23 protein-coding genes are annotated in these 26,082 nt (G+C 39.7%); 17 read left to right on the top strand and 6 right to left on the bottom strand.

The features are described 5' to 3' along the window. Positions 1-230 precede the first annotated feature (230 nt). The 10 genes from ileS to DUT70_RS16155 all read left to right on the top strand — a co-directional run bounded on the left by ileS (position 231) and on the right by DUT70_RS16155 (position 10,724). Positions 231-3,623 (top strand): isoleucine--tRNA ligase, encoded by a 3,393-nt coding sequence (ileS, locus tag DUT70_RS16200; protein ID WP_113648399.1) that lies wholly within the window; start codon positions 231-233, stop codon positions 3,621-3,623. 5 nt (positions 3,624-3,628) lie between these two features. Continuing rightward, positions 3,629-4,012, top strand: a complete 384-nt coding sequence (locus DUT70_RS16195; protein ID WP_113648398.1) for a TraR/DksA family transcriptional regulator — start codon at positions 3,629-3,631, stop codon at positions 4,010-4,012. Beyond that, positions 4,012-4,614, top strand: a complete 603-nt coding sequence (locus tag DUT70_RS16190) for a lipoprotein signal peptidase (protein ID WP_113648397.1) — start codon at positions 4,012-4,014, stop codon at positions 4,612-4,614. Before DUT70_RS16195 ends, DUT70_RS16190 begins: the two co-directional genes overlap by 1 nt. Positions 4,615-5,204: 590 nt before the next feature. Continuing rightward, on the top strand, positions 5,205-5,888 hold the full coding sequence (locus DUT70_RS16185) for a 3-keto-disaccharide hydrolase (protein ID WP_113648396.1): 684 nt from the start codon (positions 5,205-5,207) through the stop codon (positions 5,886-5,888). Between the two features lie 446 nt (positions 5,889-6,334). After that, complete coding sequence (locus DUT70_RS16180) at positions 6,335-7,045, top strand: SIMPL domain-containing protein (protein ID WP_113648395.1); 711 nt, start codon at positions 6,335-6,337, stop codon at positions 7,043-7,045. 77 nt (positions 7,046-7,122) lie between these two features. Beyond that, positions 7,123-7,431: a hypothetical protein gene (locus DUT70_RS16175; protein ID WP_113648394.1), complete on the top strand. Its 309-nt coding sequence runs from the start codon at positions 7,123-7,125 to the stop codon at positions 7,429-7,431. A 77-nt stretch (positions 7,432-7,508) separates the two neighbouring features. After that, on the top strand, positions 7,509-7,817 hold the full coding sequence (locus tag DUT70_RS16170) for a hypothetical protein (RefSeq protein WP_113648393.1): 309 nt from the start codon (positions 7,509-7,511) through the stop codon (positions 7,815-7,817). 160 nt (positions 7,818-7,977) lie between these two features. Next, positions 7,978-8,580 (top strand): YceI family protein, encoded by a 603-nt coding sequence (locus DUT70_RS16165; RefSeq protein WP_113648392.1) that lies wholly within the window; start codon positions 7,978-7,980, stop codon positions 8,578-8,580. A 24-nt stretch (positions 8,581-8,604) separates the two neighbouring features. Next, entirely contained in the window at positions 8,605-9,870 is a 1,266-nt protein-coding gene (locus DUT70_RS16160; protein ID WP_113648391.1) for a hypothetical protein, read from the top strand. A 263-nt stretch (positions 9,871-10,133) separates the two neighbouring features. Then, a complete protein-coding gene (locus DUT70_RS16155) occupies positions 10,134-10,724 on the top strand; it encodes a hypothetical protein (protein WP_113648390.1) in 591 nt (196 codons plus the stop codon). On the opposite strand, the gene serS is transcribed toward DUT70_RS16155, so the two are convergent. Beyond that, entirely contained in the window at positions 10,721-11,992 is a 1,272-nt protein-coding gene (gene serS, locus DUT70_RS16150) for a serine--tRNA ligase (protein WP_113648389.1), read from the bottom strand. The genes DUT70_RS16155 and serS overlap by 4 nt on opposite strands. Before the next feature lie 109 nt (positions 11,993-12,101). On the opposite strand from serS, the gene rsmI reads away from it, so the two are divergent. The 4 genes from rsmI (at position 12,102) to lspA (ending at position 15,836) form a co-directional block, all read left to right on the top strand. Next, the gene (rsmI, locus tag DUT70_RS16145) at positions 12,102-12,833 is read left to right on the top strand and encodes a 16S rRNA (cytidine(1402)-2'-O)-methyltransferase (RefSeq protein WP_113648388.1); all 732 of its coding nucleotides are present in this window, start codon (positions 12,102-12,104) and stop codon (positions 12,831-12,833) included. Then, positions 12,826-13,473: a PH domain-containing protein gene (locus DUT70_RS16140; protein WP_113648387.1), complete on the top strand. Its 648-nt coding sequence runs from the start codon at positions 12,826-12,828 to the stop codon at positions 13,471-13,473. Before rsmI ends, DUT70_RS16140 begins: the two co-directional genes overlap by 8 nt. Before the next feature lie 146 nt (positions 13,474-13,619). Then, entirely contained in the window at positions 13,620-15,233 is a 1,614-nt protein-coding gene (lnt, locus tag DUT70_RS16135; RefSeq protein WP_113648386.1) for an apolipoprotein N-acyltransferase, read from the top strand. Between the two features lie 72 nt (positions 15,234-15,305). Beyond that, on the top strand, positions 15,306-15,836 hold the full coding sequence (lspA, locus tag DUT70_RS16130; RefSeq protein ID WP_113648385.1) for a signal peptidase II: 531 nt from the start codon (positions 15,306-15,308) through the stop codon (positions 15,834-15,836). Between the two features lie 383 nt (positions 15,837-16,219). On the opposite strand, the gene DUT70_RS16125 is transcribed toward lspA, so the two are convergent. Then, on the bottom strand, positions 16,220-17,860 hold the full coding sequence (locus tag DUT70_RS16125) for an NAD+ synthase (protein ID WP_113648384.1): 1,641 nt from the start codon (positions 17,858-17,860) through the stop codon (positions 16,220-16,222). Positions 17,861-17,935: 75 nt separating this feature from the next. Then, positions 17,936-18,583, bottom strand: a complete 648-nt coding sequence (locus tag DUT70_RS16120) for a porin family protein (RefSeq protein ID WP_113648383.1) — start codon at positions 18,581-18,583, stop codon at positions 17,936-17,938. 97 nt (positions 18,584-18,680) lie between these two features. On the opposite strand from DUT70_RS16120, the gene gldB reads away from it, so the two are divergent. Together gldB and DUT70_RS16110 are read left to right on the top strand one after the other, a co-directional pair. After that, complete coding sequence (gene gldB, locus DUT70_RS16115; protein WP_113648382.1) at positions 18,681-19,718, top strand: gliding motility lipoprotein GldB; 1,038 nt, start codon at positions 18,681-18,683, stop codon at positions 19,716-19,718. Positions 19,719-19,793: 75 nt separating this feature from the next. Next, positions 19,794-20,606 (top strand): patatin-like phospholipase family protein, encoded by an 813-nt coding sequence (locus DUT70_RS16110; RefSeq protein ID WP_113648381.1) that lies wholly within the window; start codon positions 19,794-19,796, stop codon positions 20,604-20,606. Here DUT70_RS16110 and DUT70_RS16105 read toward each other — a convergent pair. From DUT70_RS16105 to gcvT, 3 genes are all read right to left on the bottom strand, one after another. Continuing rightward, entirely contained in the window at positions 20,589-23,114 is a 2,526-nt protein-coding gene (locus tag DUT70_RS16105) for a phosphocholine-specific phospholipase C (RefSeq protein ID WP_113648380.1), read from the bottom strand. The two genes, DUT70_RS16110 and DUT70_RS16105, sit on opposite strands and share 18 nt — an antisense overlap. Before the next feature lie 148 nt (positions 23,115-23,262). Continuing rightward, positions 23,263-23,973 carry a 2-phosphosulfolactate phosphatase gene (locus DUT70_RS16100; protein WP_113648379.1) on the bottom strand — a complete coding sequence of 237 codons (711 nt, stop codon included), beginning with the start codon at positions 23,971-23,973 and terminating at the stop codon, positions 23,263-23,265. 79 nt (positions 23,974-24,052) lie between these two features. Then, entirely contained in the window at positions 24,053-25,135 is a 1,083-nt protein-coding gene (gene gcvT / locus DUT70_RS16095) for a glycine cleavage system aminomethyltransferase GcvT (RefSeq protein WP_113648378.1), read from the bottom strand. 442 nt (positions 25,136-25,577) lie between these two features. Here gcvT and DUT70_RS16090 point away from each other — a divergent pair, with 442 nt between their 5' ends. Further along, on the top strand, positions 25,578-26,039 hold the full coding sequence (locus tag DUT70_RS16090) for a GNAT family N-acetyltransferase (RefSeq protein WP_113648377.1): 462 nt from the start codon (positions 25,578-25,580) through the stop codon (positions 26,037-26,039). Positions 26,040-26,082 lie beyond the last annotated feature (43 nt).

Here is a 26,082-nt window from a genome sequence, read left to right as displayed (position 1 = left end):
AGATGAGCCCAATAAGTTCTAAAACCATGCTTAAAAAAAGTACTCCTAGTGTTATATTTTCGTTGCTATTCTTCAACAACAGCGCTAAAGGCATCAACCATACCGCCCCTAACATACAGAAAAGCCCTCTTTTCAGAAATTTATCCATAAAACTATTTCAGGCCCAAAACTACCATTATTCATTCTAAAATCTTAACTTTGCAACCTTTAATTTTTGAGATACTTGATTGATGTATAGGGAATTTAAACAATTAGAACTAGCGAAAATAGGTAAAGAAATACTGGAATTTTGGAAAGCGGAAAACATCTTTGAGAAAAGTATTGACAGCAGACCAAAAAACAAACCTTTTACTTTTTACGAAGGACCGCCTTCAGCAAATGGCATGCCTGGCATTCACCATGTGATGGCCCGTGCGATTAAGGATATTTTCTGCCGTTATAAAACCCTAAAAGGATATCAGGTAAAACGCAAAGGCGGTTGGGACACTCATGGTCTTCCAATTGAGCTTGCCGTAGAGAAAAAATTAGGGATCGTTAAAGAAGACATCGGAAAGAAAATTTCTGTAGATGAATACAATGCCGCTTGTAAAGAAGAGGTAATGCGCTACACCGATGTTTGGAATGACCTTACCGAAAAAATGGGTTACTGGGTTGATTTGCAAAACCCTTATATCACCTACAAAAACGAATATATCGAAACCCTGTGGTGGATTTTAAAACAACTTTACAACAAGGGATTTCTATATAAAGGCTATACCATCCAACCTTACTCGCCAGCAGCAGGCACAGGTTTAAGTTCACACGAACTGAACCAACCAGGCACTTACCGCGATGTAAGCGATACCACCATTGTAGCGCAGTTTAAAGCTATTGCAGAAACCTTACCTTCGTTTTTACAAGGTTTTGGAGAAATCCATTTCTTAGCTTGGACCACTACACCTTGGACCTTACCAAGCAATACTGCTTTAACCGTTGGGCCAAAAATCGACTATGTATTGGTCAAAACTTTTAACCAATACACTTTCGAACCTATCAACGTAATTTTAGCAAAACCTTTGGTAGGCAAACAATTTGGAGGCAAGTTTTTCTTAGCGGAAGATGAAGCAGCTTTTGCCGACTACAAAGCTGAAGACAAGAAAATCCCTTATCAAATTCTAGCCGAATGTAAAGGCGAAGAATTAGTAGGCATTAGATACGAGCAACTTTTACCTTTAGCCCTACCTTACCAAAATGCAGAAAATGCGTTCCGAGTAATTAGTGGCGATTTTGTAACCACCGAAGACGGTACTGGTATTGTTCACACCGCTCCTACTTTTGGTGCGGATGATGCTCGCGTAGCGAAACAAGCTAGTCCTGAAGTTCCTCCTTTGTTGATTTTAGACGACAAAGGCAATTCCGTTCCTTTGGTTGATTTGCAAGGTAAATTTGTAGCTTCATTAGGTGAGTTTGGTGGCAAATACGTAAAGAACGAATATTACACTGAAGGTCAAGCACCAGAAAAATCAGTGGATGTAGAAATTGCCATCCGTTTAAAAGAAGAAAACAAAGCTTTTAAAGTAGAGAAATATGTACACAGTTACCCTCATTGCTGGCGTACGGATAAACCAGTACTTTACTATCCGCTAGATAGTTGGTTCATTAAAACCACAGCCGTCAAAGAAAAGATGGCTGAGTTAAACAAAACCATCAACTGGAAACCTGAAGCTACAGGAACTGGACGTTTTGGTAACTGGTTAGAAAACTTGGTAGACTGGAACCTTTCTCGTTCTCGCTATTGGGGAACACCGCTACCGATTTGGCGTACTGCCGATGGTTTGGAAGAGAAATGTATTGGCTCTGTAGAGGAATTGAACAACGAAATTGCGAAAGCTATTGAAGCAGGTTTAATGCCTGCTGGTTTCGAGCTAAAAGACATGCACCGTCCTTATGTAGATGATGTATTTTTAGTTTCCTCAAAAGGAGAAAAAATGACCCGTGAAACCGATCTTATTGACGTTTGGTTTGATAGCGGTGCCATGCCTTATGCCCAATGGCACTTTCCTTTCGAAAACAAAGAAGAATTTGAAAATGCCTACCCTGCTGATTTCATTGCAGAAGGTGTTGACCAAACTCGTGGCTGGTTCTTTACTTTACATGCCATTGCGGTAATGTTAAGCGAAACCAGTGATGAAATCAAAGCCATCAATGAGCGTGTTAACAATCCAGGTATAGCCTTTAAAAATGTGGTATCAAACGGATTGGTACTGGATAAAAACGGCAACAAAATGTCTAAACGCTTAGGCAATGCTGTAGACCCATTTAGCACCATTGATACTTATAGTGCCGATGCTACTCGTTGGTACATGATTAGCAATGCATCACCTTGGGATAACTTGAAGTTTAACCTAGAAGGATTAGATGAAGTACGTCGCAAGTTTTTTGGAACCTTGTACAACACCTACTCTTTCTTCGCCTTATATGCCAACATTGATAAATTCGAGATTGACTTGAACAATCAAACTCCTGTGGCACAACGTAGCGAATTAGACCGTTGGATTTTATCACTATTGCAAAATCTTATTGCCGAAGTTGACGAAAGCTACAACACTTACGAGCCTACCAAGGCCGCAAGAGCGATCCAAAACTTTGTTGACGAGCATTTAAGCAATTGGTACATCCGTTTATCTCGCCGTCGTTTCTGGAAAGGCGAAATGACTGAAGATAAAAAGGCAGCTTACGAAACTTTGTACACCTGCTTAACCAACATCGCACAGTTAATGTCTCCAATTGCACCTTTCTTCTCAGACTGGTTATACCAAAACCTAACGGAGATTTTACCTGCTGCCGCCAAATCCGAATCGGTGCATTTGACTATTTTACCAGAGGCCGATTTATCATTGGTAGATAACGCATTGAACGAACGCATGGAGTTGGCTCAAAACATTTCGTCGATGGTGTTATCACTGCGTAAGAAAATGGGCATCAACGTACGTCAGCCATTAGCTAAAGTATTGATTCCTGTTTTGGATGATAACTTTAAAGATAAAGTAGAATTGGTGAAAGACCTTATCCTGTCTGAAACCAATATTAAAGAAATTTCCTATATTACCGACGCCGCAGGTTTCATCAAGAAAAAGGTAAAACCAAACTTCAAGGCTTTAGGTGCAAAAGTAGGGAAGGATATGAAACTGGTGACCGAAGTCATCAACAACATAAGCCAAGAGGCACTTGCCAAATTTGAAAAAGAAGGCAGCTTCTCTATCCCTGATACGAGCTACTCGATACTTTTATCAGATGTAGAGATTATTGCTGAGGATATTCCAGGATGGCAGGTAACAAACATGGGCAGTTTAACTGTAGCGTTGGATGTAAACATTACTACAGAACTTAAACAAGAAGGTTTGTCACGCGAACTGGTAAATAGGGTGCAGAACCTGCGTAAGGAAATGGATTTTGAAGTAACCGACAGGATAACTGTAAGTTTACAACAGGATAACCTGATTACGCCTGCGGTATTACAAAACAAGCAGTACATTTGCACCGAAATTTTAGCCGATGATATATTATTGTCGGAAAAACCGCTTAACGGAAACAAAATTGTAATTGAAGATGTTGAACTTGAAATTTTGATTGCCAAAATATAAACCATATGGAAAAAGCTGAAAAAACACGCTATTCAGATAGCGAATTACAGGAATTTAAAGAGCTGATTTTAGAAAAATTGAGAAGCTCTAGGGAAGAGTTACTATCGTTAACTTCATCATTAAGCAATCCGAATTCAAATGGCACAGAAGATACTTCTGGTGCCTACAAAACCTTGGAAGATGGTTCTGCAACCTTAGAAAAAGAACAAATCAATCAGTTGGCAGCACGTCAACGTAAGTTTATTGATAACTTGGAAGCAGCATTAGTGCGTATTGAGAACAAAACCTACGGCATTTGCAGAGAAACAGGTAAACTCATTCAAAAGGAACGTTTACGTGCAGTACCTCATGCTACATTAAGCATGGAAGCTAAATTGAAACAAGGTTAATGAAAGGCTATACAAAACCCTTACTTTTAATATTTATTGTGCTTTTGGTCGACCAGGTTTCTAAAACTTGGATAAAAACCAATATGTACTTGGGACAAGAGTATAAAGTCTTAGGTGACTGGTTCATTATCCATTTTACAGAAAACAATGGAATGGCCTTTGGCTTAGAGTTTGGTGGTGAGTTTGGAAAATTAGCCCTCTCTCTGTTCAGGATCATTGCCGTGGGCGGTATTGGTTACGGGCTTCACTACTTAATCAAACGTAAAAACCATCGTGGTTTAATCCTAAACGTAGCTTTGATTTTTGCAGGCGCTTTGGGTAACATCATCGACTCCGTTTTTTACGGAGTGATTTACGGCTACGAAACACTGTTTCATGGTCGTGTGGTTGATATGCTGTACTTTCCAATTTTGAAAGGCACTTTCCCTACTTGGTTTCCAGTTTGGGGCGGCGAACCTTTCGAGTTTTTCAGGCCAGTATTTAACCTTGCCGATGCAGCCATTTCTGTAGGCGTCATCACCATCTTGATTTTCCAAAAAACTTATTTTAAGGAAGAAGTGAAAGACGAGATTGGTATTAATAATGAAACTGTAGAGGACTAGGGTGATTAACGATTGTAGCGTTACGATTTTAGATTTGTCCTATCAAACGAAAAAAGCCTCGCAAAAATTGCGAGGCTTTTTTTATTCACCCCCCTTCTTTAGAGCAGAATGCAGTACCGAGTAGCTGGGATAAAACTTTGGACTATTCAATCTAATCAAATCCAAAGATTTCTCTACAACGCCGAAATGACGCTATAAACCGAAATGCTATGTTCTCACGTCATTGCGAGGCACGAAGCAATCCTACAACTATCGCATTAAGATTGCTTCGTGCCTCGCAATGACGAAATTATTCAAAGATTTAGCTTCGCTGATTTACGATTTACTTCTCAGCTACTACGAGGTCGAAATGACGTACTATGAGTGGACAAGTCCGAAGGACTGATATTATTCTAGAATACGAGATTGTTTAATAAACCACGAAGTGGTGATATAATTTTGTTAGAGAGTGCTCTTTTTAATTCATTTTCATTGCATCTTCAAAGATTTCTCCACAAGGTCGAAATGACGCGATGAACTCAAACCTCTACAAAACTGAATGATGAAAATAATTAAAGCATTTGCTTACATTTGATAAAAGACCAAATCGTATGTTCAGCAAACAAACCTTCCTTATCTGCCTATTTCTAATAAGTATCAATTATGCCGCCAGCGCTCAAAAAATCAAACTATTTAATGGGAAAGATTTGAAGGGATGGCATGCCGACGTACCCGCAAAGGATAAAAACCCAGATACCCCCGCCTCATTCATTGTTCGTGACGGGAAGTTAGTAAGCATGGGAAATCCGAAAGGGCATTTGATTACCGATGCTGTTTTTTCCAACTACCGATTAGAGGTTGAATATCGCTTTACGGGAAAACCTGGAAATTGCGGCGTTTTGGTTCATGCTTCTACTCCTAGGGTGCTGTATAAAATGTTTCCAAAATCGTTGGAAGTGCAAATGCAACATCAAGATGCAGGTGACTTTTGGTGCATTGAGGAAGACATCACCGTACCCAACATGGAAGAGCGACGTGGGCCAAAGGAAAAATGGGGTGTTAGCGCTGGAAAAGAAAGAAGAATTAAAAACTTAACAGATGGTTCGGAAAAACCTTTGGGCGAATGGAACAGCATGAGCATTGAGTGCTTTGGAAATACCGTTAAAGTTTGGGTGAATGGTGTTTTGGTAAACGAGGGAACCAACTGTACGGCTAGTAAAGGTCAAATTGCCATACAAGCTGAAGGTGCCGAAGTAGAATTTAAAAAACTGGAACTGACGCCAATTAAAAATTGAGTCAATAGTTGAGTCACTATGTGTCTAAGTGGTTAGGCAGCTTTCTGGTATTTAGAGATTGTAAAACGTTGAAGGTAGTTAAAGTGAAAATATCACCACATCTAGCATTATATTACATATTACTTTTTAAGATTGACCATTTTTAAATAGAACAGTGCCATCTAAACCCGATTAAAGTGAAAATACTTTTTGTTGCAACTATAAAACAAACCTCGCAGGTTTTAAAAACCTGCGAGGTTTAAAAAGTACTAATGTTCACAAAAAGATTGCAACGAAAAGCGGGACTATCTTTCCCTAGTAGCTTTGAAATTGCTTTTCAAAAAAATAAAAAAATAATCCCCTCATTTTTTGACCTTTGGCTCAATTTTGGCTTAAGGGAGGAAAATTGTTTATGGATTTGCTCCGATATTTACATCTGACTTATAAACACACAAAAATTTGAAATTATGAAACGATTATTTGTAATAGCTTTATTAGCTTTAACGACACTATCTACTTTTAATGCATTGGCTCAACAAGCTGATTTGAGAAGAAAAATTACGGTTACTGGAACAGCCGAAACTGAAGTTACTCCAGACATTATCTACATCAGCATTTCGTTAAAAGAATATTTGAAAGATGGCAACAGTAAGAAAAAAGTAGACATTACCACTTTAGAAACACAACTTTTTAATGCCGTACAAAAAGCAGGAATTGCTAAAGAAAACTTAACCATTAACAACTTAAGCAGCTGGAGCTATCAAACTGAAAAAAGAAAAAATCCAGATTTTTTAGCTAGTAAACAATACCGCTTGAAAGTAGCTGATTTGAATAAGTTCAACTTAATTTTAGAAGGAGTTGACGCGAAAGGGATCACTAACACCTATGTAGAAAGCTACGATTACAGTAAAATTGAAAGCTTGAAAAAAGAGCTTAAAGTAAAAGCTTTATTGGCGGCCAAAGAAAAAGCGGCTTACATGGTTGAGGCTTTAGGAGATAAATTAGGTAATGTATTGGATATTCAAGATGTGGGCGACAATGGTGGCATGATGGTTCCTCAATACAGAAATTACGCCATGAAAGCCGAAATGTCTATGGATGCAGGTGCCGCTCCAGAAATTGACTTTAAGAAGATTAAATTGAGCTTTACGGTAAACACCGTTTTCGAGATTAAATAATTTATTTTTAATAATTTTGCGAACCTATCAGCGTAATTGTTGATAGGTTCTTTTTTTTACTCATAATTCACACATACATGAAAAAACTTATTTACTTGTTTCTGGTTCTTGTTACGCTTACCACTACTGTTAATGCTGCTCCTATTAATGATGATAAACCTAAAACAGAGTTAACGCTTGAGCAGAAAGCTGAACTTGAGTATATCACCAAGCGTGTGGAGGAAATTAAGTCTATGGATAAATCGAACTTGACCAAAGCGGAAAGGAGAGCGCTTAGAAAAGAAGTAAAAGAGCTGAAAAAACGTTCAGATTTTCTAAGTCAAAACATCACGCTTTCTTTAGGCGCAATTATCATTATTTTATTGTTGCTGATTCTTATTCTTTAATTTTAGCAATTAGGTTTTACGATAGAACTTTTTTAAACATGAGTTGTTTATAGCATTGTAACTAGAAACTAAATCGCATGAAAAAAATTATCTATCCATTAATGTTATTGATGGCATTAACATTTAACCTAAATGTAGCCCTTGCTGCAAAAGATAAACCTAAAACGGAACTCACTCCTGAACAAAGGTTAGAGCTAAACAGGATTACGTCCAGAGTAGAAGAAATTAAGGCTATGGACAAATCAAATCTTAGCAGAGAGGAACGTAAGGAACTGCGCAAAGAGCTTAGAGAGATGAAGAAAAAAGCCAAAGCTATAGGAGGCGGTGTTTACCTATCTGTTGGCGCAATCATCATCATTATTTTATTATTGATTCTTATCCTATAAGATAGCACATCACATTAATTAAAAGCTGGAATTTACATTCTGGCTTTTTTTGTGCGTTTAATCACCCCCATATATAAGGCACATCAATTTACGAAGTGAGCCGCATCACGTGCTTGGCTCCTATTTAGCCAGACCTTTATAGTATTAAAACTTGAATGCTATGAAGACTTCTAACACCTTCTGGATTGTCCTGGCCATCCTTCCGTTTTTTGCCCTAGTAGGCAAAGCGCAAACCGCAAAATTAAACTTAAAAGAAAGCTCAATTTTAGTAAAGGGAACTTCCTCTCTTCATGATTGGCGCTGCAAAACCGAACAAATTGCGGGTGATATTTCCTATAAAGCCGAAGCGCTTACTCTAAAAGATATTACTGCTTTAGACTTACAATTAGTTGTCAAATCGATGCGAAGCATCAAAGAAAATGGCAATTATTATGAAAGTGGCATGGATAAAAACATGTACAAAGCGTTAAACGCCGAAAAGTTCCCCAAAATCACTTTTACGTTAATCGACATTAGCAATGTAAAAGCCAGCGCTGGCAAAGCCGATTTTGTTGCCAAAGGTAATTTAACCATTGCAGGCAATCAAAAGCCCATCAGCTTTCCAGTAAATGCTACGCTTACCGCTAACGGAATTGTTTTCAAAGGCACTACCACTTTCAAAATGACTTCTTTCGGGGTAACTCCGCCAAGAGCCTTGTTGGGCACCATTAAAACTGGCGATGAAATCACCATTGAGTTTAATGCCTCTTTTAAAAACAACTAATTGCTACACTTTAAATAAATTAAGATGAAAAGACTTTTACTCGCTGCAGTTTTTGTTACAGTAGCTGGAACTGCGTTTGCACAGCAGAGCAAAATTGCCAACATGAGGCCCTACGATAAATCAGGCATTAATATGTTTGAAACCCCAAAAACAGATACCGTTCCGTTTGATGATGTGAAAGTGAGGATTGGTGCAGGGTTTACGCAACAGTTTCAGGCCTTGAAACACAGCAATAACTCCACATCTGCCACTAAATTGTATAATTTACGCAGTGGTTTTAACTTGGCTACCGCCAATCTTAATATCGATGCACAACTGGCCAAAGGGATTAGGCTGAATCTGATTTCTTATCTATCCGCCAGACACCATCAAGAAACTTGGGTAAAAGGAGGCTTTGTACAAATTGATGCTTCTCCCGTAAATTCTGAATTGTTAGACAATGTTTTCAAGTACGTGACCGTAAAAATTGGCCACTATGAAGACAACTACGGTGATGCCCACTTTCGTAGAACCGACAACGGACATTCTTTATATAACCCGTTTATTGGAAACTACATACTAGATGGTTTTACTACAGAGATTGGTGCGGAGATCGATTTTCAAAAAGATGGCTTTTTAGCCGTAGCGGCCGTTCACAATGGAGAAATTAAAGGCGAGATTTCTGATGCACCAACCCGTAATCCTTCTTTTATTGGAAAATTGGGGTACGATAAACAATTGAACAATGATTTAAGGGTGCGTTTAACGGGTTCGGTTTACCACAACAATGGTGCAGCAGCCAATACCTTGTACACTGGCGATAGAGGTGGTTCTAGGTATTATTTAGTAATGGAAGCTGCTGGGTCTAATGCAAAAGATGCCGCTTGGTCAGGGAACTTACGCCCAGGTTTTAGCCGTCAGGTCACTGCCTTTATGATTAATCCTTTCGTTAAATACCAAGGTTTGGAATTATTTGGCACGCTTGAATTTGCCAAAGGGAAAGCCATTAACGAAGTGAATAAAAGGGATGTGAATCAGTTAGCGGTTGAAGGTATTTATCGCTTTGCGAAAAACGAGAACCTTTTCGTGGGCGTGCGCTACAACACCGTTACGGCCGATATGTTATTTGGCACTGCTACCCAAGAAATAAAAATGAACCGAGTACAGGCCAGTGCAGGCTGGTTTGTCACCAAAAACATGGTGGTGAAGGCAGAATATGTAAGCCAAAAATACAACGACTTCCCTACTTCCAATCTGTTATCAGGTGGCAAGTTCAAAGGGATGATGTTTGAAGCCAGTGTAGGATTTTAGTTAGTTGAATAGTTATGGTTTGAGCCGCTCTTTAGGTTTAGGGGCGGCTTTTTTCGTGAAACGATAGACAGAATTAATATTTATTTCCTCTCCTACCTCCTCCAAAGCGCAAGGACAGTTAGTCCGAAATTCCCCTCTCCTAGAGGGGGGCCAGAAAGGTGTTTGACCAACCAACAAGATAAATCCTCCCCCTGCCCCTTTTGGAGGGGGCAGGGGGAGGAATATTAAACACAATGCTATACTGATTACCACATTTTAAAATCATGAGCACATTTCCCCATCATTTATTAAGCACTATTTTGCTTCTTTTTTTTCAGATAAGCTTTGCACAAGAATACCAGCTCCAACTTTTACCAGAGAGCAGTATCTTAATTAAAGGCAACTCTAACGTGAATAAATTCACCTTTACCTACGAGAAATCGCTCAAACCATACAGTAGCATCAGTGTAGAGAAAAACAGAAACGCACTTATCCTAAAGAATGCAAGGATAGATGCAGAAGTGACAGCCTTTAACTCAGGCAGTAACATGATGGACCGCGATTACAGAAACATGATGAATTACAGGACTTTTCCTTATATCAGCATTGTAATACATCAAATCAATTTTTTGAAGATTTATAACGAAAATAACGGCACTGCCGAAGCTGTAGCAAGTATCAGCATTGCGGGTGAAAAACGCCTGGACACGCTACAGTTCAACTATTGCAAAACGAAAGAAATTTATCGCTGCAATAGTTCACACCAACTTTCGCTAAGGGATTATAAAATAAAGCCCCTCAAAAAAATGATGGGGCTTATTTCATTAAAAGATGTTTTGGCAGTAGAAATGATTCTCTACCTTAAAATAGATTAGTCGATGATATCGAAACCTGTGTATTTTCTCAAAACTTCTGGAATAACAATACCCTCAGGAGTTTGATAGTTTTCTAAAATTGAAGCCACAATACGAGGCAGGGCCAAAGCGCTTCCGTTTAAGGTATGTGCCAATTGGGTTTTCCCCTCTTTGCCTTTAAACCTTAGTTTTAAACGGTTACTTTGATACGTTTCAAAGTTTGATACCGAAGAAACCTCCAACCAACGTTGTTGAGCAGCACTCCAAACTTCCATGTCGTAAGTCATGGCCGAAGTAAAGCCCATATCGCCACCACACAAACGCAATACACGGTAATGTAAGCCCAGTTGTTGCAATAACGACTGTACATATTGACTCATGTCTTCCAACGTTTCGTAAGATTTATCTGGGTGCGTAATTTGCACCACCTCAACCTTATCAAATTGGTGCAAACGGTTTAAGCCACGTACATGGGCACCGTAAGAACCTGCTTCTCTACGGAAACAAGGTGTGTAACCAGTATTTTTAATCGGAAGATCTTCTTCTTTCAAAATCACATCACGGTACAAATTGGTTACTGGTACTTCAGCAGTAGGAATCAAATACAGATCATCTACCCCTACATGGTACATCTGTCCTTCCTTATCAGGCAACTGTCCAGTACCAAAACCCGAAGCCGCATTTACCAAGTGAGGCACTTGCATTTCCTTGTAGCCAGCGGCAGTTGCATGATCTAAAAAGAAATTGATCAATGCACGTTGCAACCTCGCACCTTTTCCTTTATAAACTGGGAAACCAGCGCCAGTAATTTTAGTGCCCAGCTCAAAATCAATGATGTCGTATTTAGCAGTCAGTTCCCAATGCGGCAATGCACCCTCTGGCAAAGCCGTTGGCTCACCATGTGTTAAAACCACTTCGTTATCATCTGCAGTGCTTCCTGCTTTTACCAAATGGTAAGGCAAATTAGGTAACTGTACAATTAGCGATTGTTGTTTTTCTTCAACTTCGTTAAGCTTTTCAGTCAACACTTTGATGTTCTCCTTGTGAGATGCCGTGCTGGCTTTGATCGCTTCTGCCTCTTCTTTTTTACCACTGCGCATCAATTCGCCAATTTGTTTGGCGGCAGTGTTCGCTTCAGCCAACAAGTTATCCAGCGAAACTTGAGTGGAACGGCGTTCTTCGTCAACGGAGATGATTTGATCTACCAATTCAACTTGTTTAAAATGACGAACGCCTAATCGCTCTAAAACTTTCTCTCTATTTTCGCGGATATAGTTAACTTGCAGCATTATTTTAATTTTTCACAAAGATAATAAGAGTTACGTGTTATCTGTTATGAGTTGTATGTTTTTATAAATGCAAACTCAGTCTCGCAACCCGTAACCCGAAACTCGCAACATGGAAGGAAAGCTTTACATTGTACCTACACCCATTGGCAACTTAGAGGACATGACTTTTAGGGCGATACGCATTTTAAAAGAAGTGGATTTGATTTTGGCAGAAGATACTCGCACTAGCGCTCCTTTGTTGAAGCACTTTGGTGTTGACAAAAGAGTTTTTGCCCATCACCAACATAACGAGCATAAGGCAACTGCCGAAATCATCAAGTTTTTAAAGGAAGGACAAAATATAGCCCTAATCTCCGATGCGGGAACTCCTGCCATCTCGGATCCTGGATTTTTCTTGGTTCGCGAAGCGTTAAAGAACGAAATAGAAGTCACCTGCTTGCCAGGCGCAACAGCTTTTGTTCCTGCTTTGGTGAACTCGGGCTTACCTAATGACCAATTTGTTTTCGAAGGTTTTTTACCCGTTAAAAAAGGAAGACAAACGAGGTTAAAGCAGTTGGCAGCGGAAGAAAGGACCATGATTTTTTATGAAAGTCCACACCGGTTACTGAAAACATTAACTGAGTTTGCAGAGTTTTTTGGAGAGGACAGGCAAGTTTCCGTAAGTAGGGAGTTAAGCAAGGTGTACGAAGAAAATGTACGTGGCACGGTAATGGAAGTAAAATCACATTTTGAAAACAATATTTTAAAAGGAGAATTCGTAATTTGTGTGGGCGGGAATGAGCATAAGGATAAAAGAGCAAAGAATAAAGACAAATACTCAACAAAAGAAGATAATGATTAACATAGATAGATTTTTGGCCGATGAGCAAGACCCAAAGGCCGTTGAAAAAGTAGCAGGTAAGCTAAACGATTTATTAACCAGTGGCGAGGAGATTTTGTACCTGGCTGTACAAAAAAAACCTGCCGTAAACTTGCTGCCTGATTGTATTGCCATCAGTAATAAAAGGATTTTTTATTGCTCGCCAAGCAACTTGGGATTGACCATGAACTTCAAGGATATTTCTTGGAAAAACATTAAAGAGGTTTCTTTTAAGGAAGGTCTTTTAGGTTCGAAGTTTATTTGCGTACCTCAGTCGGGTGAAAACATTGTGACTGATTTCATTCCTAAAACTCAAGTGCGCAAGCTACACCAAGCGGCAAACCAACAATTGGAAGAGTATAAAGAAATGTTGAGGCAACAAAAGTTGGAAGAAAACAGAGCTTCGGCTTCTTCGTTCAACATGCCAGCTCCAGCGGCTACTCCAGTAATTGAATTGCCAATTGAGGAAGCGGTGATTATCCCAGAAATAGCGCCAGTTGAGGTGAGCAAAGAAGACGAAATTGAGCAAAAACTGATTAAGCTAAAAACTTTATACGATAAACAGTTGATTACCCGTGAGGAGTATGAGCACAAAAAAGCTGCAATTTTAGATAGTATGTAGGTTGATCGTCATAGCGAATGCAATGTCATTCTGAGCTTAGCGAAGAATCTGTAAGTAAAAAAGCACTACTGGAGATTCCTCCTAACGTCGGAATGATGAGAAGCCATTGCTTTATGCCCGCTATAACGAACGCCATTAATTACAAAATGACAAAAAAAACAACACTGCTCACATTATTGAGCGCCTTAGTGATGTGGTTAGCATGGCCACCACACAACTGGTTAGCACCCCTACTTTTTGTTGGACTTGTTCCGTTGTTGATCGCAATCAATAATATCAAAACAAACGCTGGAAAGAAAATTGGTAAAAAAATATTCCTCACCGCAGGGCTTTGCTTTCTAGTTTGGAACACTGCCTCTATTTACTGGGTGTTTAACTCCATTAATGCAGTAAATACTGGTTTTGTAGGCACCATTGTTTCACTACTTGTATCCTTAATTCCATACGGACTAGGTGCACTGCTTATGACTTTTGCCGTTTGGATGTATTATCGATTGAGCACCTACACTAACAAACCTATTGCTTATACTGGGCTTATTGCTTTTTACATCAGCATGGAATACCTGCACCAAACTTGGGATTTGGCTTTCCCGTGGATGACCTTAGGAAACGGTTTTGCGGGCATGCACCAAATCGTGCAATGGTATGAAGTTACCGGCGTTTACGGGGGTTCGTTGTGGGTTTTATTGAGCAACATTTTGGCATTTGAGGCCTACCAAAAAATCAAAAACCAAAAGCAATATCAACTAGCAGGAATTTGGGCTTTGCTCATTATTTTACCTATTGGATATTCCCTTTACAGATACTACAATTATGAAGAGAAAAGTGTTCCCGTGAATGTGGTGACCGTACAACCCAATATCGACCCTTACGAGAAATTTGGCTCCATATCGGCAAATGAGCAACTGAACATATTAACACACCTGTCAGACTCTGTTGGACAAACCAATACCGAATATTTTATCTGGCCAGAAACCGCCATTCCTAATTATGCGGATGAAGAGCGCATCAGAACCAATCCAGACTTTTTAAGGGCACAACAATTTCTTTCAAAATACAAAAACGGCACATTGATTACGGGCATTGAAAGTGTTAGATTTTATAATGATAAAAAAACACTATCGGCCAAAGTAAATCCTAACGGCGGTTATTACGATAATTACAATGCGGCCATGCAGGTAGAAAACTCGGCTAATGTTGCATTTTACCATAAATCTAAGTTGGTACCTGGGGTAGAGAAAATGCCTTTTCCTAAAGTGTTTTCGTTTTTAGGCCCTGTTTTCAGCAAGCTTGGCGGTAGCGTTTCAGGCTGGGGATGGCAAGAAGAACCAGGTGTTTTTTACGCTTATAGCGGCATTGGTGTAGCACCAGTGATTTGTTACGAGTCCATTTGGGGCGACTGGATTGCTGGTTCGGTTAAACAGGGTGCGCAGTTTATTGCCATCATTACCAACGATGGTTGGTGGGGCAATACTTCTGGCAAAGACCAACATTTATTGTACGCCAAACTACGTTCCATTGAAACTAGAAGATATGTAGTAAGATCGGCAAACACAGGAATATCAGGCTTTATTAACCAACGTGGCGATGTGGTACAACAATCGAAATGGTGGACACGCACTGCATTAAAAGCAGACATTAACCTTAACGACCATATTACCTTTTATGTAAAACATGGCGATGTGGTGGCAATAGTAAGTGCTATTTTAGCGTTATTAGCGGCGGGATTCATCATCCTAAAAAAATGGTTTTTGAAATAAAATAATAGCCACAGATACACCGATCATTTTAATTTTATCTGTGCATCTGTGGCCAACCCTATCCAATAAAAAATGATTAACCAAAAGAAATCTATCAAATTTGCTTTCCTTTTAGTGATAGTTGCCCTTAACTTGGGCTGCGATCAGGTTTCGAAAGTAATTGCACGCAAAAGCATTGAACCTTATGAGCAAATTAGCATTATTAAAGACCGTTTTACCTTAACCAAGGTAGAAAACACGGGAGCTTTTTTAAGTGCTGGCAGCAACCTGCCCGATTTTGTGAGGGTGATTTTGTTAACGGTAATGCCCATTTTGGTATTAGGTTATGGCTTATGGTTTCTTTACAGCAATCGAAACTTACCTCGAATGATGCAAATCGGTGTGTGCTTTTTAATTGGCGGTGGCATTGGAAACATCTACGATAGGATTGTGTACGGCTCTGTGACGGATTTCTTGCACATGGATTTTGTACTGTTTAAAACGGGCATTTTTAACATGGCCGATGTTTCTATTATGACGGGGATTGGCTTACTCCTGCTGCAAACTTTGCTGGCCAAAAAAGAAGAAAAGCAAATCACCAGCCCTGAACAATCCATAGATTAAATATTTAAGACCTGAGGTAGACTTACGAAGTGCCGAGAGAGATTTACGAAGTTTTAGAAACTTTGTAAGTCTTTGATCTAGCCCCGATAGGAGCGGACACGTAGCCCAAGTTTACGCAGGGCGAAGTAAAGCGGATAGCGGGACTACAGGGTAATAGCAGCAGGACAACTGCGCTTCTAAAAAAATACTTAAGCAACTAGAAGTTTAGCATTCATATTTTGGAAGCTTCCAATTCACTAATTACACGTTACCAATCTACCAATTGGAAGCTTCCAAATTTAAATTGGAAGCCTGCAATCTTATACGACTCGGTAGCTTAGTAGACTTACGAGGTTTTAAAAACTTAGTAAGTCTTTATAGACCGACATTACGGGTAGTGCACCTTAATCCATATACTTGCCCACAATTGGCATACGACGGCCCATTCCAAAGGCTTTTGGCGACACTCTTAAAATTGGTGGGGTTTGGTAACGTTTAAATTCGGCGAGGTTAACCATGCGCAAGATGCGTTTCACCAAAGCTTCGTCAAAACCTTGTGAAATGATTTCTCGGGAGCCTTTTTTAAGTTCAATATGTTGGTAAAGGATTTGGTCTAAAACATCGTATTCTGGCAACGAATCGGAGTCCTTTTGGTCAGGACGCAGCTCGGCAGAAGGTGGTTTTACAATGGTATTTACAGGGATAATTTCTTGATCTTTGTTGATATATCTGGCCAAGTTAAACACTTGCGTTTTGTATACATCGCCAATCACACTAATGGCCCCGCACATATCGCCGTACAAAGTGCCATACCCTACCGCACATTCGCTTTTGTTGGAAGTATTCAATAAAATGTAACCAAACTTATTGGACATGGCCATCACCACAATGCCTCGGCAGCGAGCTTGGATGTTTTCTTCGGCCAAGTTAAAAGGTAAGCCCTCAAAAGGTTTGGCCAACATGCTATCAAAAGCGTCGGCAGCTTCTTTAATGGGGATAATTTCGTGTTTACAGCCAATGTTACTCACCAGATCCAAGGCATCCTTAATAGAGTGATCGGTAGAATATTTGGAAGGCATTAATACCGCCATTACATTTTCGGCACCCAATGCCTTGCAGGCCAAAGCACATACCACCGCAGAATCAATCCCTCCAGAAAGTCCCAAAACTGCTTTCTTAAACCCAGATTTAGCGAAGTAATCCTTAATACCCAAAATCAGTGCGTCATGTATTTGCTCAATATCCGAAACACGTTCTGCTGCAGGATATTTATTTTTAACGTTCTGGACCTCGTCCAAATCAAATAGCTGAAGATCTTCCTCAAAATATTTCATTTCGGCTTTCAGTGCGCCTTCTTGATCAAATACTAATGAACCCCCGTCAAAAATAATCTCCGTTTGTGCGCCAACTTGATTCACGTAAAACAAAGGCAATTCATACTTTTTGGCATTGTCTGCCAAAATTTTGATGCGGTCTTCGTCATGACCATAGTCAAAAGGCGAAGCGGCAATGTTGATCATCAAATCAGGCTGCTGTTTGATCAATTCGTCCATTGGGCACGAAACGTACAAAGGATTATCGTTAATGTTCCAAAGGTCTTCACAAATGGTAAGCGCAATTTTCTTTCCCTTAAATTCTACACAATCAAATACGGTGTTAGGCTCAAAATAACGGTACTCATCAAAAACATCATACGTAGGAAGTAATGCCTTTTTCACCACTTGTTTCACCGTCCCACCGACAATAAAATAAGCAGCGTTAAACAAATCCTTACCCTCAATCACCGGGTTTTTAATAGGTAAACCTACAATGCAGGCAATATCAGTGCAATGCTCAGCTATTTCCTGCGCAGCCTTTTCGCAAAGCGATATAAAGTCATCATATTCCAGAAAATCGCGGGGCGGATAACCACTAATGGCCAACTCTGCAAATACCACCACATCAGCTCCTTTGGCTTTTGCGGCTGCTATATTTGCAATGATTTTTTTCGTGTTGTTTTCGAAATTTCCAATGTGATAATTGAGTTGTGCCAGTGCTATTTTCATGGTTTGCGTTGTGCTATAAATATAAAAAACAAGCCTTAATGAGGCTTGTTTGATTTGAAAGGGTTTTAGTGTTTATTAAAAGAACACGCCAATATTTAAACCCACATAATGGTTGCGAATAGATTCACTATTTTTTGCAATATTGGTTAAACCGTTGTTATAAGTTAAACCTGTCATTAAGCTGGTTTTTCCACTTAAGCGATATTCCATTCCACCGCCAATGATCATTCCTGCTCTTAAAAATTTGGTAAGATCAGTTGACTTAGTATCATCAGCAAATACGGTATTACCGCTTTTCACATCTTGTCTTGCCCCAATACGAATATCAGCGGTTAAACCAAATTGGCCATACCATTTCATCCCATTGTTCTCATCTGTCTTTAATTTAACAGATAATGGAATTTCTAGATACTGCATTTTAAACTTCACATCATATTCTGCAGCATTGGTAGAGCTAGAAAGTAAATGATAAGGTATATAGTTCAGGATGGATGCCTTGCCATTAATGGTGGTTACCGTTAAGCCCGTAGCAAAGCTGTAGTTTTCGGCAAACTCAAAATCACTCATTAAGCCATAGCTAAAACCAGTACTTACGCCATTACCTTTGCCATTTTCTACTTTCAAAAATCCAAAGTTAGGATGTGCGGTAAGTCCCAATCTCACTTGCGCAAAAACTTGCGTAGTGGCAATGACAAGTAATGATGCTAAAAGTATTTTTTTCATAAACAAAGATTTTTGTTGTTTTTAAATTGTTAGGGATACATCATGATTTTGTAAATGATGATGGTTTCCTATTCTGTAGTTTATATATTTGTTATCAATGATACAGCTATTGAAACTTCGCCAAAGTTATTTATTTTTTTTATGCGCTACCCTATTTTTTTCGTGCAACAACAGTAGCAAGCCCGATGTAAGCAAAATTGATCTTGCCATAAAAGTAGAAAGATTTGACCAAGATTTATATCAGCATCGAGGAAAAGACATTAAATTAACAGATAGCCTACTCCACAAAAAATACGGTGCATTTTACGAAGACTTCATCAATAAAATGGTAGGTAATGATAGCTACACCAGCCTAGAAGTACTGCAAGGTATTTATGAAGACAAAGCTTACACCGATCTGAACAAAGAGGTGGATAGCATATTCCCCAACCTTAACAAGGTTGAAACCGATTTAACCCAATCTTTCAAATACATTAAATATTATTACCCAAAAGCTCCTATCCCTCGTTTCATAGGCTTCCTATCAGGATTTGCTTACCAAACTCCCATAGGGGATGATTATATGGGCATTGGATTGGATATGTTTTTAGGTAATGACAGCAAATTTTATGGGGCATTAGTGAAAAGTATTCCACTGTACATGTCAAAACGATTCACTCCCGAATACATTGTACCTCGAGTAAGTGAATATTATGTGCGTGAAAATTTATTTAAGGAGAGAGATCAAGATCGGAGCTTATTGGCAAAAATGGTTTACAATGGCAAAATATTGTATTTTATGGACCAAATTATGCCCGATAATATGCCCGACAGCATTAAAATTGGCTATACCCAAAAACAGCTGGATTGGTGCAAGAGTTTTGAAACCGAACTTTGGGCATATTATTTAGAAAGCAATTTGCTTTATGAAACAGATTATGCTAAAATACAGGTTTTTTTAAGTGAGGGGCCATTTACTCCCGGGTTAGGAGAAAGGAATGAATCGGCACCAAAACTTGGCATATGGACAGGCTGGCAAATTGTAAGGAAGTACATGAAAGAAAATCCAGAGGTAACCTTACAACAATTGATGGCCGATACCGATGCGCAAACCATTTTAACCAAATCAAAGTATAAACCAAAACCAAGCAAATAATAATTAGCTAATGCGACGATGACCTAATTATCGCATTATGCAATGATCATATCAACAACTATCACATTAACACACATGAAAATTGGGATTGTATTAAGTGGAGGCGGAATAAGAGGCATTGCCCATTTAGGCGTGCTGAGTGCCCTAAAGAAAACAGGAATTAAATTTGACCATATTGTGGGCACCAGCGCAGGTTCAATTGCTGGCGCTTTTTATGCGGCTGGCATTGACCCCGAAGAGGCTTTTAACATCTTCATGAGGACCCGCTTAATTAAATTTGTACGACCTGCATTTGGTTCTTTGGGCTTGGTGAACATTGAAAAAACGGGTGATATTTTCAAAGAATATTTGCCTGCACATATTGAAGATTTAAAAACCCCTTTAACCATTTGCACCACCAATTTTAGTGAAGGCAATGTGGCCTATTTTAGCAAAGGACCTTTAATTAGGGCTATCCATGCTTCATGCTGTATCCCAGGAGTGTTTAAACCAATCATGATCCACGACCAGATGCATGTGGATGGCGGCGTGCTGAACAATTTCCCTGTGGAACCCCTTTTAAATAATAGCGATTATATCATTGGCTCTACCTGTAACCATTTAAAACCAGTTGACAAGATTGTAGGTATCACCCGATTAATGCAAAGAGCGGGCATTATGTCCATCAATCATGATATGGAAAGAAAATCTAGGTTTTGCAACCTGATGATTGAACCAAAGGGCATGGGCGAAATCAATACTTTTGATACCAGAAAAGCAGAAACCATTTACTGGATAGCTCACGAAGAAGCTTTGAAAACCATCAGAGACAGCGAAAGCTTTCAACAACTTCTTGCGGCGCAAAGGAATCCGTTAATAGGTTTTAGCAACTCAAGCGCGGCCCATTAACGGATCGGTAAAGCTGGCATTTCCTGTTTCAATATGTCCTGCAAACTGCTGGTAAAAGGAATTGTTGCCTTGTACGTTCACTTCAATATCGTACCAATGGTGACTTTTAGCAACATTTATGGTGAGTGTACCTTTGGCACCAGCAGGCAACTCCTTTGTTATTGGCGCTTGTCCGTATGACTTATCGTTAACCTGAACGGTGAGCCGTTGGCTTGAAGTGTTCGTTAATGACACCAGTAACTTGCCTGTTGGCTTTTTCGTTAGCCTGTTTAATTCTGCCGAAAAATCTACCGTTAAAGGATCATTTCCATCACCTTTAAAGTTCCTGAAAAAACCATTCGGCCCATGCAACCTCAGCTCGTAGTTGCCTGCTGCAAACTTTTGTAATGGCCATTGGTAGTTGATTTCATCTCCTGCTTTTACCGCAAAAGACCAATTTCTACCTACTTCCGCTACTTTGTCTGCTTGATAGCTTATGGGCGAATAGACATTGAAAGGCGCTCCTGCCGAACGGTCGGCAAAAACCTGATTGCCTGCCTGCATCTTTATCGCAAATGATTTTTTATCGGCACTAAGGCTTCCCGTTGCCTCCAATTGATAAGGCAAAGCTAGCGCCTTTCTTACCCCTTTTTCCTGCGGAACCATCAAGTCATCAAACCTCGTTTCCTTTTTCACTTTTGCAATGGCCGCTTCATTTAACTCGGTAAAACCGCCAGGTTCTTTTTTAAACTTGGCATTGTGGATCAAAGAGATAAATTCATTTCTATTTTGGAAAGGTAAATTTTCTTTACCTGCACTAAATGGTTCAAAAACGGAAGTTAAATCGCCACAAATGGTACGACGCCAATCGCTAATGTTATCTATCTTAATATTCTTTCTGTATTTCTTATTCAAGAAAGTTTCCAAAAATTGCAAGGTAGATGTATGGTCAAAAACTTCCGAACAAACTTTTCCGCCCCTGCTCCACGGCGAAGCTACCAACATGGGCACCCTAAAGCCTAAACCTATGGCTGCTTCCCTCGCTTGTTTTTGCGGGACACCGTGCGCCACTTCATGTGCCAAACGCACCTGTTCAATTTCTGTATCTATTCCTGCAGAAACCTTTCCTGTATCTGGCTTGGTGCCGTCTGGGATCGAAAACGGCACGACGTGATCGTAATAACCATCGTTTTCGTCGTAAGTCACAATAAAGATGGTCTTTTTCCAAACCTCTGGGTTTTTGGTTAAAATATCGACAATCTCGGAAATTAACCACGAGCCATACCAAGGCGCACTTGGATGGTCTGAAAAATTTTGAGGACCAGCTAACCACGAAACCGTTGGCAGTTTACCTTCGTTCACATCTTTTCTAAACTGGTACAAAATATCGCCCTTTGGCACCACCAACTCCCGCTCCACACCATTGTCCTTGTGTTTCAACGTTGCTGTTTCTCGGTAGTGCTTATCTCCTTTATTCACCACAAAGGCCCTATTAAAAAGCTCTTTTTGTTGGGCACTCAGTTTTGCAAATTCAGCTTCGCCCCATTGGTTAAGTTCTTTAGTAGCATTTTCTAAGGCCGTTGTTTTATCGGCTACGCTTTTTGCAATCTTTTTTGACGCTTCTTCGCTCGAAGGACTTTCTTCCTGTAATTTGGTAATTTCTACAGGGAGTGTTTCTACTTGCTTTTTAAGGTTCTCTACATATTTATCCTTAAACTTCACATTATAAGCCTTGAAAAACTCTAGCAGGTTACATCCAAAGTTAGCCAACCACGAGCGTTCTTCGCCTTTAAAGCCACCGCCACAACTGGTTTCGTTTTGATAAAACTTCCAATTGATTTGGTTTTCCTGCAATAGTTCTGGAAATGTTTTCCAAGTATGTTTGCCATAGGCGAAGTTGTCGTTCCTGATATTGGCCTTTGGCAGTCCATTCTCTACATTGCTAATTTTTCCTGTCCAAAAGAAAGAGCGATTAGGCGTAGTGCTGGTCATGGCCGAGCAAAAGTTGTGGTCGCATACCGTAAAAGCATCAGCCATGGCATAATAAAAAGGCAAATCTTCACGAGTATAATAGCCCATGGTTAAGGGCATGTGGGCGTATTGCTTATTGCCCGATTTCTTCGCCAATAACCATTTATCATATTTGCCCTGATTATAGGCATCAACTTGGCTGGCTCTGGAATGTGGCAGCGAACCCATCCAAGTCACCTTGGTATCTTTAATATTCAAACGAAAGGGAGCGTAAGTTTTCCCGAGCGAATCGGTTTGGAACCACACAGGTTTTTGGTCGGGCAAAGTAACAGCCCTAGGATCATTAAAGCCTCTAACGCCTTGCAAACTCCCAAAAGTATGGTCGAAGGAGCGATTCTCTTGCATGAGGATCACCACATGTTCTGCATCATAAAAAGTACTTCCATCCTTTGGATTTATGGCTAGCGCCTTTTGGATGGACAATGGCATTGTATTAGCTAAACCCGCAGCACCAGACAGCAACAGCGACTTTCGCAAAAATTCCCTTCTACCGTTCATTTAGTTTTATTTGATTTCGATTTATTTCCTTTATGCAAGTTAGAACTTTATTGTTTAGAGAAGTTTAACCGCATGTTAAGTAACATTCGTTTTACAAAACCCTAAACACAAGAGGGAAACAAGAAAATCAACAACAGGAAAAAAGAAATTAGGCTAGTGCCACCAACATTTCGCCTTGCAGCACAGGAATAGCTTTGCAAACATCAATTTTTAAGCAAAAACGAACATCTTCCTCTATATTCAGCTTAATTAAACGATGGTTATGAGAAGATTTTTGAAGATACCCACGTAAATCGCCTTTGGCCAGTTGGTACATATCCAGTGCAGCCACACTCGAATCATCACCAACGGTAAAATCACCTTGAAGCTGCTCTACCACAGCACCAGCAAATAAAGTATCTTCTAAGTTGAAATTATCTTTCCAGCCCGCACACAACAATAAAACATCTTTATTTTCCTTTTTAAGATAGTCGCAAACGGCCGAAAGATTAAGAAAAGAACCCACAACCACCTGATAAGCTCTTTCTTGCGCCAAATGCATGGCTTTTGTACCATTAGTGGTAGTCAATACAATGGTTTTTCCCGCTACTTTTTCAGCAGTGTATGAAAAGGGCGAATTCCCGAAATCGTAACCCGCTACCACTTCCCCATTACGCTCTGCCGCCAATAAATAACCTTGATCAGCATAAGCCAAGCAATCCTCCACATTCATCACTGGAATAATCGCTTCAGCACCATTTTCGATGCCGTATGTAATAGAAGAAGTTGCTCTTAAAATATCAATGACAACTACAATACTATTTTCAATTGGATATAAATCGAGCAGCGCAGGCGTTAAACAAACTTCAATTTTAGACATTTTTCGGAGTTACGGGTTAAAAGTTATGGGTTATGAGCTAAGACCTAGTCCCGTAACTCATAACCCGTAACTGGTAACCTTATTTTTTCAAGAAAGGGAATTTAACTACTTGAGCTTTTACTTTGTTATTTCTAATGTCGATGAAGATTTCAGTACCTTCTTTAGCAAACTCTTTAGCTACATAAGCAATACCAATGGCTTTTTGTAATGATGGTGACTGTGTACCTGAAGTTACCTTACCAATTTGGTTTCCATCCGCATCAACAACCACATAATCATGACGAGGAATACCTCTGTCGATCATTTCAAAACCTACCAGTTTACGGCTTATACCCGCTTCTTTTTGCGCAAGCAAAGCTGCCGAATTGGTAAACTCCTTGGTAAACTTGGTTACCCAGCCTAAGCCAGCCTCAATTGGTGAAGTAGTATCATCAATATCGTTACCGTACAAACAGAAACCCATTTCCAAACGCAAAGTGTCGCGAGCACCCAAGCCAATCGGCTTAATGCCAAACTCAGCACCTGCTTTAAAAATGGCATCCCAAATTTGATCTGCATATTGGTTTTCGAAGTAAATCTCAAAACCACCAGCACCAGTATAACCCGTTGCCGAAACAAGTACATTATCAACACCCGCAAATTTGCCTTTTTTGAAGCTGTAATACTCCATCGAAGCCAAGTCAATATCCGTTAACGATTGTAAAGCATCCGCAGCTTTAGGGCCTTGAACCGCCAATAGCGAAGTTTGGTCAGAAATATTGTGCATTTCAACACCTTTATCATTAAACTTTTGGATCCAGTTCCAATCTTTCTCAATGTTCGAAGCATTTACCACCAACATGTAGGTTTTTTCGTCAATACGATAAACCAAAAGATCGTCTACAATCCCGCCAGTTTCGTTAGGCAAGCATGAATATTGGATTTTACCATCATAAAGTTTCGAAGCATCATTGCTCGTCACACGCTGAATTAAATCCAAGGCATTTTCTCCCTTAAGGATAAATTCGCCCATGTGGCTTACGTCAAAAACGCCCACTGCATTACGTACAGTTGCGTGTTCTGCATTTATACCTTCATATTGCACAGGCATGTTGTAACCTGCAAAAGGAACCATCTTGGCGCCTAACGAAATGTGTTTCTCGGTTAAAGCGGTGTTTTTCATTTGTTATTTTATCTATTTTGAATTGCGATAAGCCTCTTTCAAACAAGCCCATCAATATATTTGGTTGCTATTTTTTAACGGCCAAAAGTACTAAGAAACCGGCTAAGTTTAGCCTAAATATTTTATCTCATCTTTATCATTTGAAAATAAGCATTTGTACTCATCGGTTATTGTAGTCCCGCTATCCGCTACAATCTTTTTGTTGGCTTTGTTATCCTGAACGCTAGTGAAGGATCTGTAGGAGAATGCTGTTCAGAACGAGATTCATCGTTCCTCGGAATGACAAGTAAACCAAACAAAAAGTATTTCCGCTCCTATCGGGTTTATTAAAACCAAGCCTATACAGTAACCCCACTTCGCCACCACCATCTCTAAACCTCGCAGTTTTTAAAAACCTACGAGGGTTAAGACTTTAACTATATTTGAACCTTAAACCTCAACCATGACTTTTACCACTAAAAGAACTACCTCCTCAGACCCTGACTTTATTGTATTAGTAAAGTTGCTTGATGCCGAATTAGCCAAAATAGACGGTGAAGAACATGGCTTTTATGCCCAATACAATAAAATTGACAAAATTAATCACGTAGTGCTGGTTTACGACAATGATATTCCCGTAGCCTGCGGTGCCATCAAAGCTTATGCTACAGACACCATGGAAGTAAAACGAATGTTTACTCAACCCAATTACCGAGGTAGAGGCGCAGCAAGCTTACTTTTACAACACCTCGAAATATGGGCACATGAATTGGGTTTTGACAAATGTGTACTCGAAACGGGCAAACGTCAACCCGATGCCATTTCCCTCTATCAAAAAAATAGCTACCACATTATTCCCAACTACGGACAATACGAAGGGATTGATAACAGTATTTGTTTTGAAAAAATACTAGTCAAGCAGTAGATGTTTTTAGGATTTAATAAAAATCACTCCACTATTTAATCAA

The organism is Pedobacter chitinilyticus, assembly GCF_003313385.1.
Taxonomy (GTDB): domain Bacteria; phylum Bacteroidota; class Bacteroidia; order Sphingobacteriales; family Sphingobacteriaceae; genus Pedobacter; species Pedobacter chitinilyticus.
Note: the sequence above shows the minus strand (reverse complement) of the source record. Positions and strands in the feature narration are given on the sequence as shown.

What these genes read in the sequence shown, in the direction of transcription:
- DUT70_RS16105 (WP_113648380.1), bottom strand. Translation starts at nt 23,114, where the DNA reads ATGAACGGTAGAAGGGAATTTTTGCGAAAGTCGCTGTTGCTGTCTGGT.
- DUT70_RS16140 (WP_113648387.1), top strand. Translation starts at nt 12,826, where the DNA reads ATGATTAACATAGATAGATTTTTGGCCGATGAGCAAGACCCAAAGGCC.
- DUT70_RS16185 (WP_113648396.1), top strand. Translation starts at nt 5,205, where the DNA reads ATGTTCAGCAAACAAACCTTCCTTATCTGCCTATTTCTAATAAGTATC.
- DUT70_RS16110 (WP_113648381.1), top strand. Translation starts at nt 19,794, where the DNA reads ATGAAAATTGGGATTGTATTAAGTGGAGGCGGAATAAGAGGCATTGCC.
- DUT70_RS16195 (WP_113648398.1), top strand. Translation starts at nt 3,629, where the DNA reads ATGGAAAAAGCTGAAAAAACACGCTATTCAGATAGCGAATTACAGGAA.
- gldB (WP_113648382.1), top strand. Translation starts at nt 18,681, where the DNA reads ATGATACAGCTATTGAAACTTCGCCAAAGTTATTTATTTTTTTTATGC.
- DUT70_RS16090 (WP_113648377.1), top strand. Translation starts at nt 25,578, where the DNA reads ATGACTTTTACCACTAAAAGAACTACCTCCTCAGACCCTGACTTTATT.
- DUT70_RS16180 (WP_113648395.1), top strand. Translation starts at nt 6,335, where the DNA reads ATGAAACGATTATTTGTAATAGCTTTATTAGCTTTAACGACACTATCT.
- DUT70_RS16160 (WP_113648391.1), top strand. Translation starts at nt 8,605, where the DNA reads ATGAAAAGACTTTTACTCGCTGCAGTTTTTGTTACAGTAGCTGGAACT.
- lnt (WP_113648386.1), top strand. Translation starts at nt 13,620, where the DNA reads ATGACAAAAAAAACAACACTGCTCACATTATTGAGCGCCTTAGTGATG.
- DUT70_RS16170 (WP_113648393.1), top strand. Translation starts at nt 7,509, where the DNA reads ATGAAAAAAATTATCTATCCATTAATGTTATTGATGGCATTAACATTT.
- DUT70_RS16165 (WP_113648392.1), top strand. Translation starts at nt 7,978, where the DNA reads ATGAAGACTTCTAACACCTTCTGGATTGTCCTGGCCATCCTTCCGTTT.
- DUT70_RS16100 (WP_113648379.1), bottom strand. Translation starts at nt 23,973, where the DNA reads ATGTCTAAAATTGAAGTTTGTTTAACGCCTGCGCTGCTCGATTTATAT.
- lspA (WP_113648385.1), top strand. Translation starts at nt 15,306, where the DNA reads ATGATTAACCAAAAGAAATCTATCAAATTTGCTTTCCTTTTAGTGATA.
- DUT70_RS16155 (WP_113648390.1), top strand. Translation starts at nt 10,134, where the DNA reads ATGAGCACATTTCCCCATCATTTATTAAGCACTATTTTGCTTCTTTTT.
- DUT70_RS16190 (WP_113648397.1), top strand. Translation starts at nt 4,012, where the DNA reads ATGAAAGGCTATACAAAACCCTTACTTTTAATATTTATTGTGCTTTTG.
- rsmI (WP_113648388.1), top strand. Translation starts at nt 12,102, where the DNA reads ATGGAAGGAAAGCTTTACATTGTACCTACACCCATTGGCAACTTAGAG.
- serS (WP_113648389.1), bottom strand. Translation starts at nt 11,992, where the DNA reads ATGCTGCAAGTTAACTATATCCGCGAAAATAGAGAGAAAGTTTTAGAG.
- ileS (WP_113648399.1), top strand. Translation starts at nt 231, where the DNA reads ATGTATAGGGAATTTAAACAATTAGAACTAGCGAAAATAGGTAAAGAA.
- DUT70_RS16175 (WP_113648394.1), top strand. Translation starts at nt 7,123, where the DNA reads ATGAAAAAACTTATTTACTTGTTTCTGGTTCTTGTTACGCTTACCACT.
- gcvT (WP_113648378.1), bottom strand. Translation starts at nt 25,135, where the DNA reads ATGAAAAACACCGCTTTAACCGAGAAACACATTTCGTTAGGCGCCAAG.
- DUT70_RS16120 (WP_113648383.1), bottom strand. Translation starts at nt 18,583, where the DNA reads ATGAAAAAAATACTTTTAGCATCATTACTTGTCATTGCCACTACGCAA.
- DUT70_RS16125 (WP_113648384.1), bottom strand. Translation starts at nt 17,860, where the DNA reads ATGAAAATAGCACTGGCACAACTCAATTATCACATTGGAAATTTCGAA.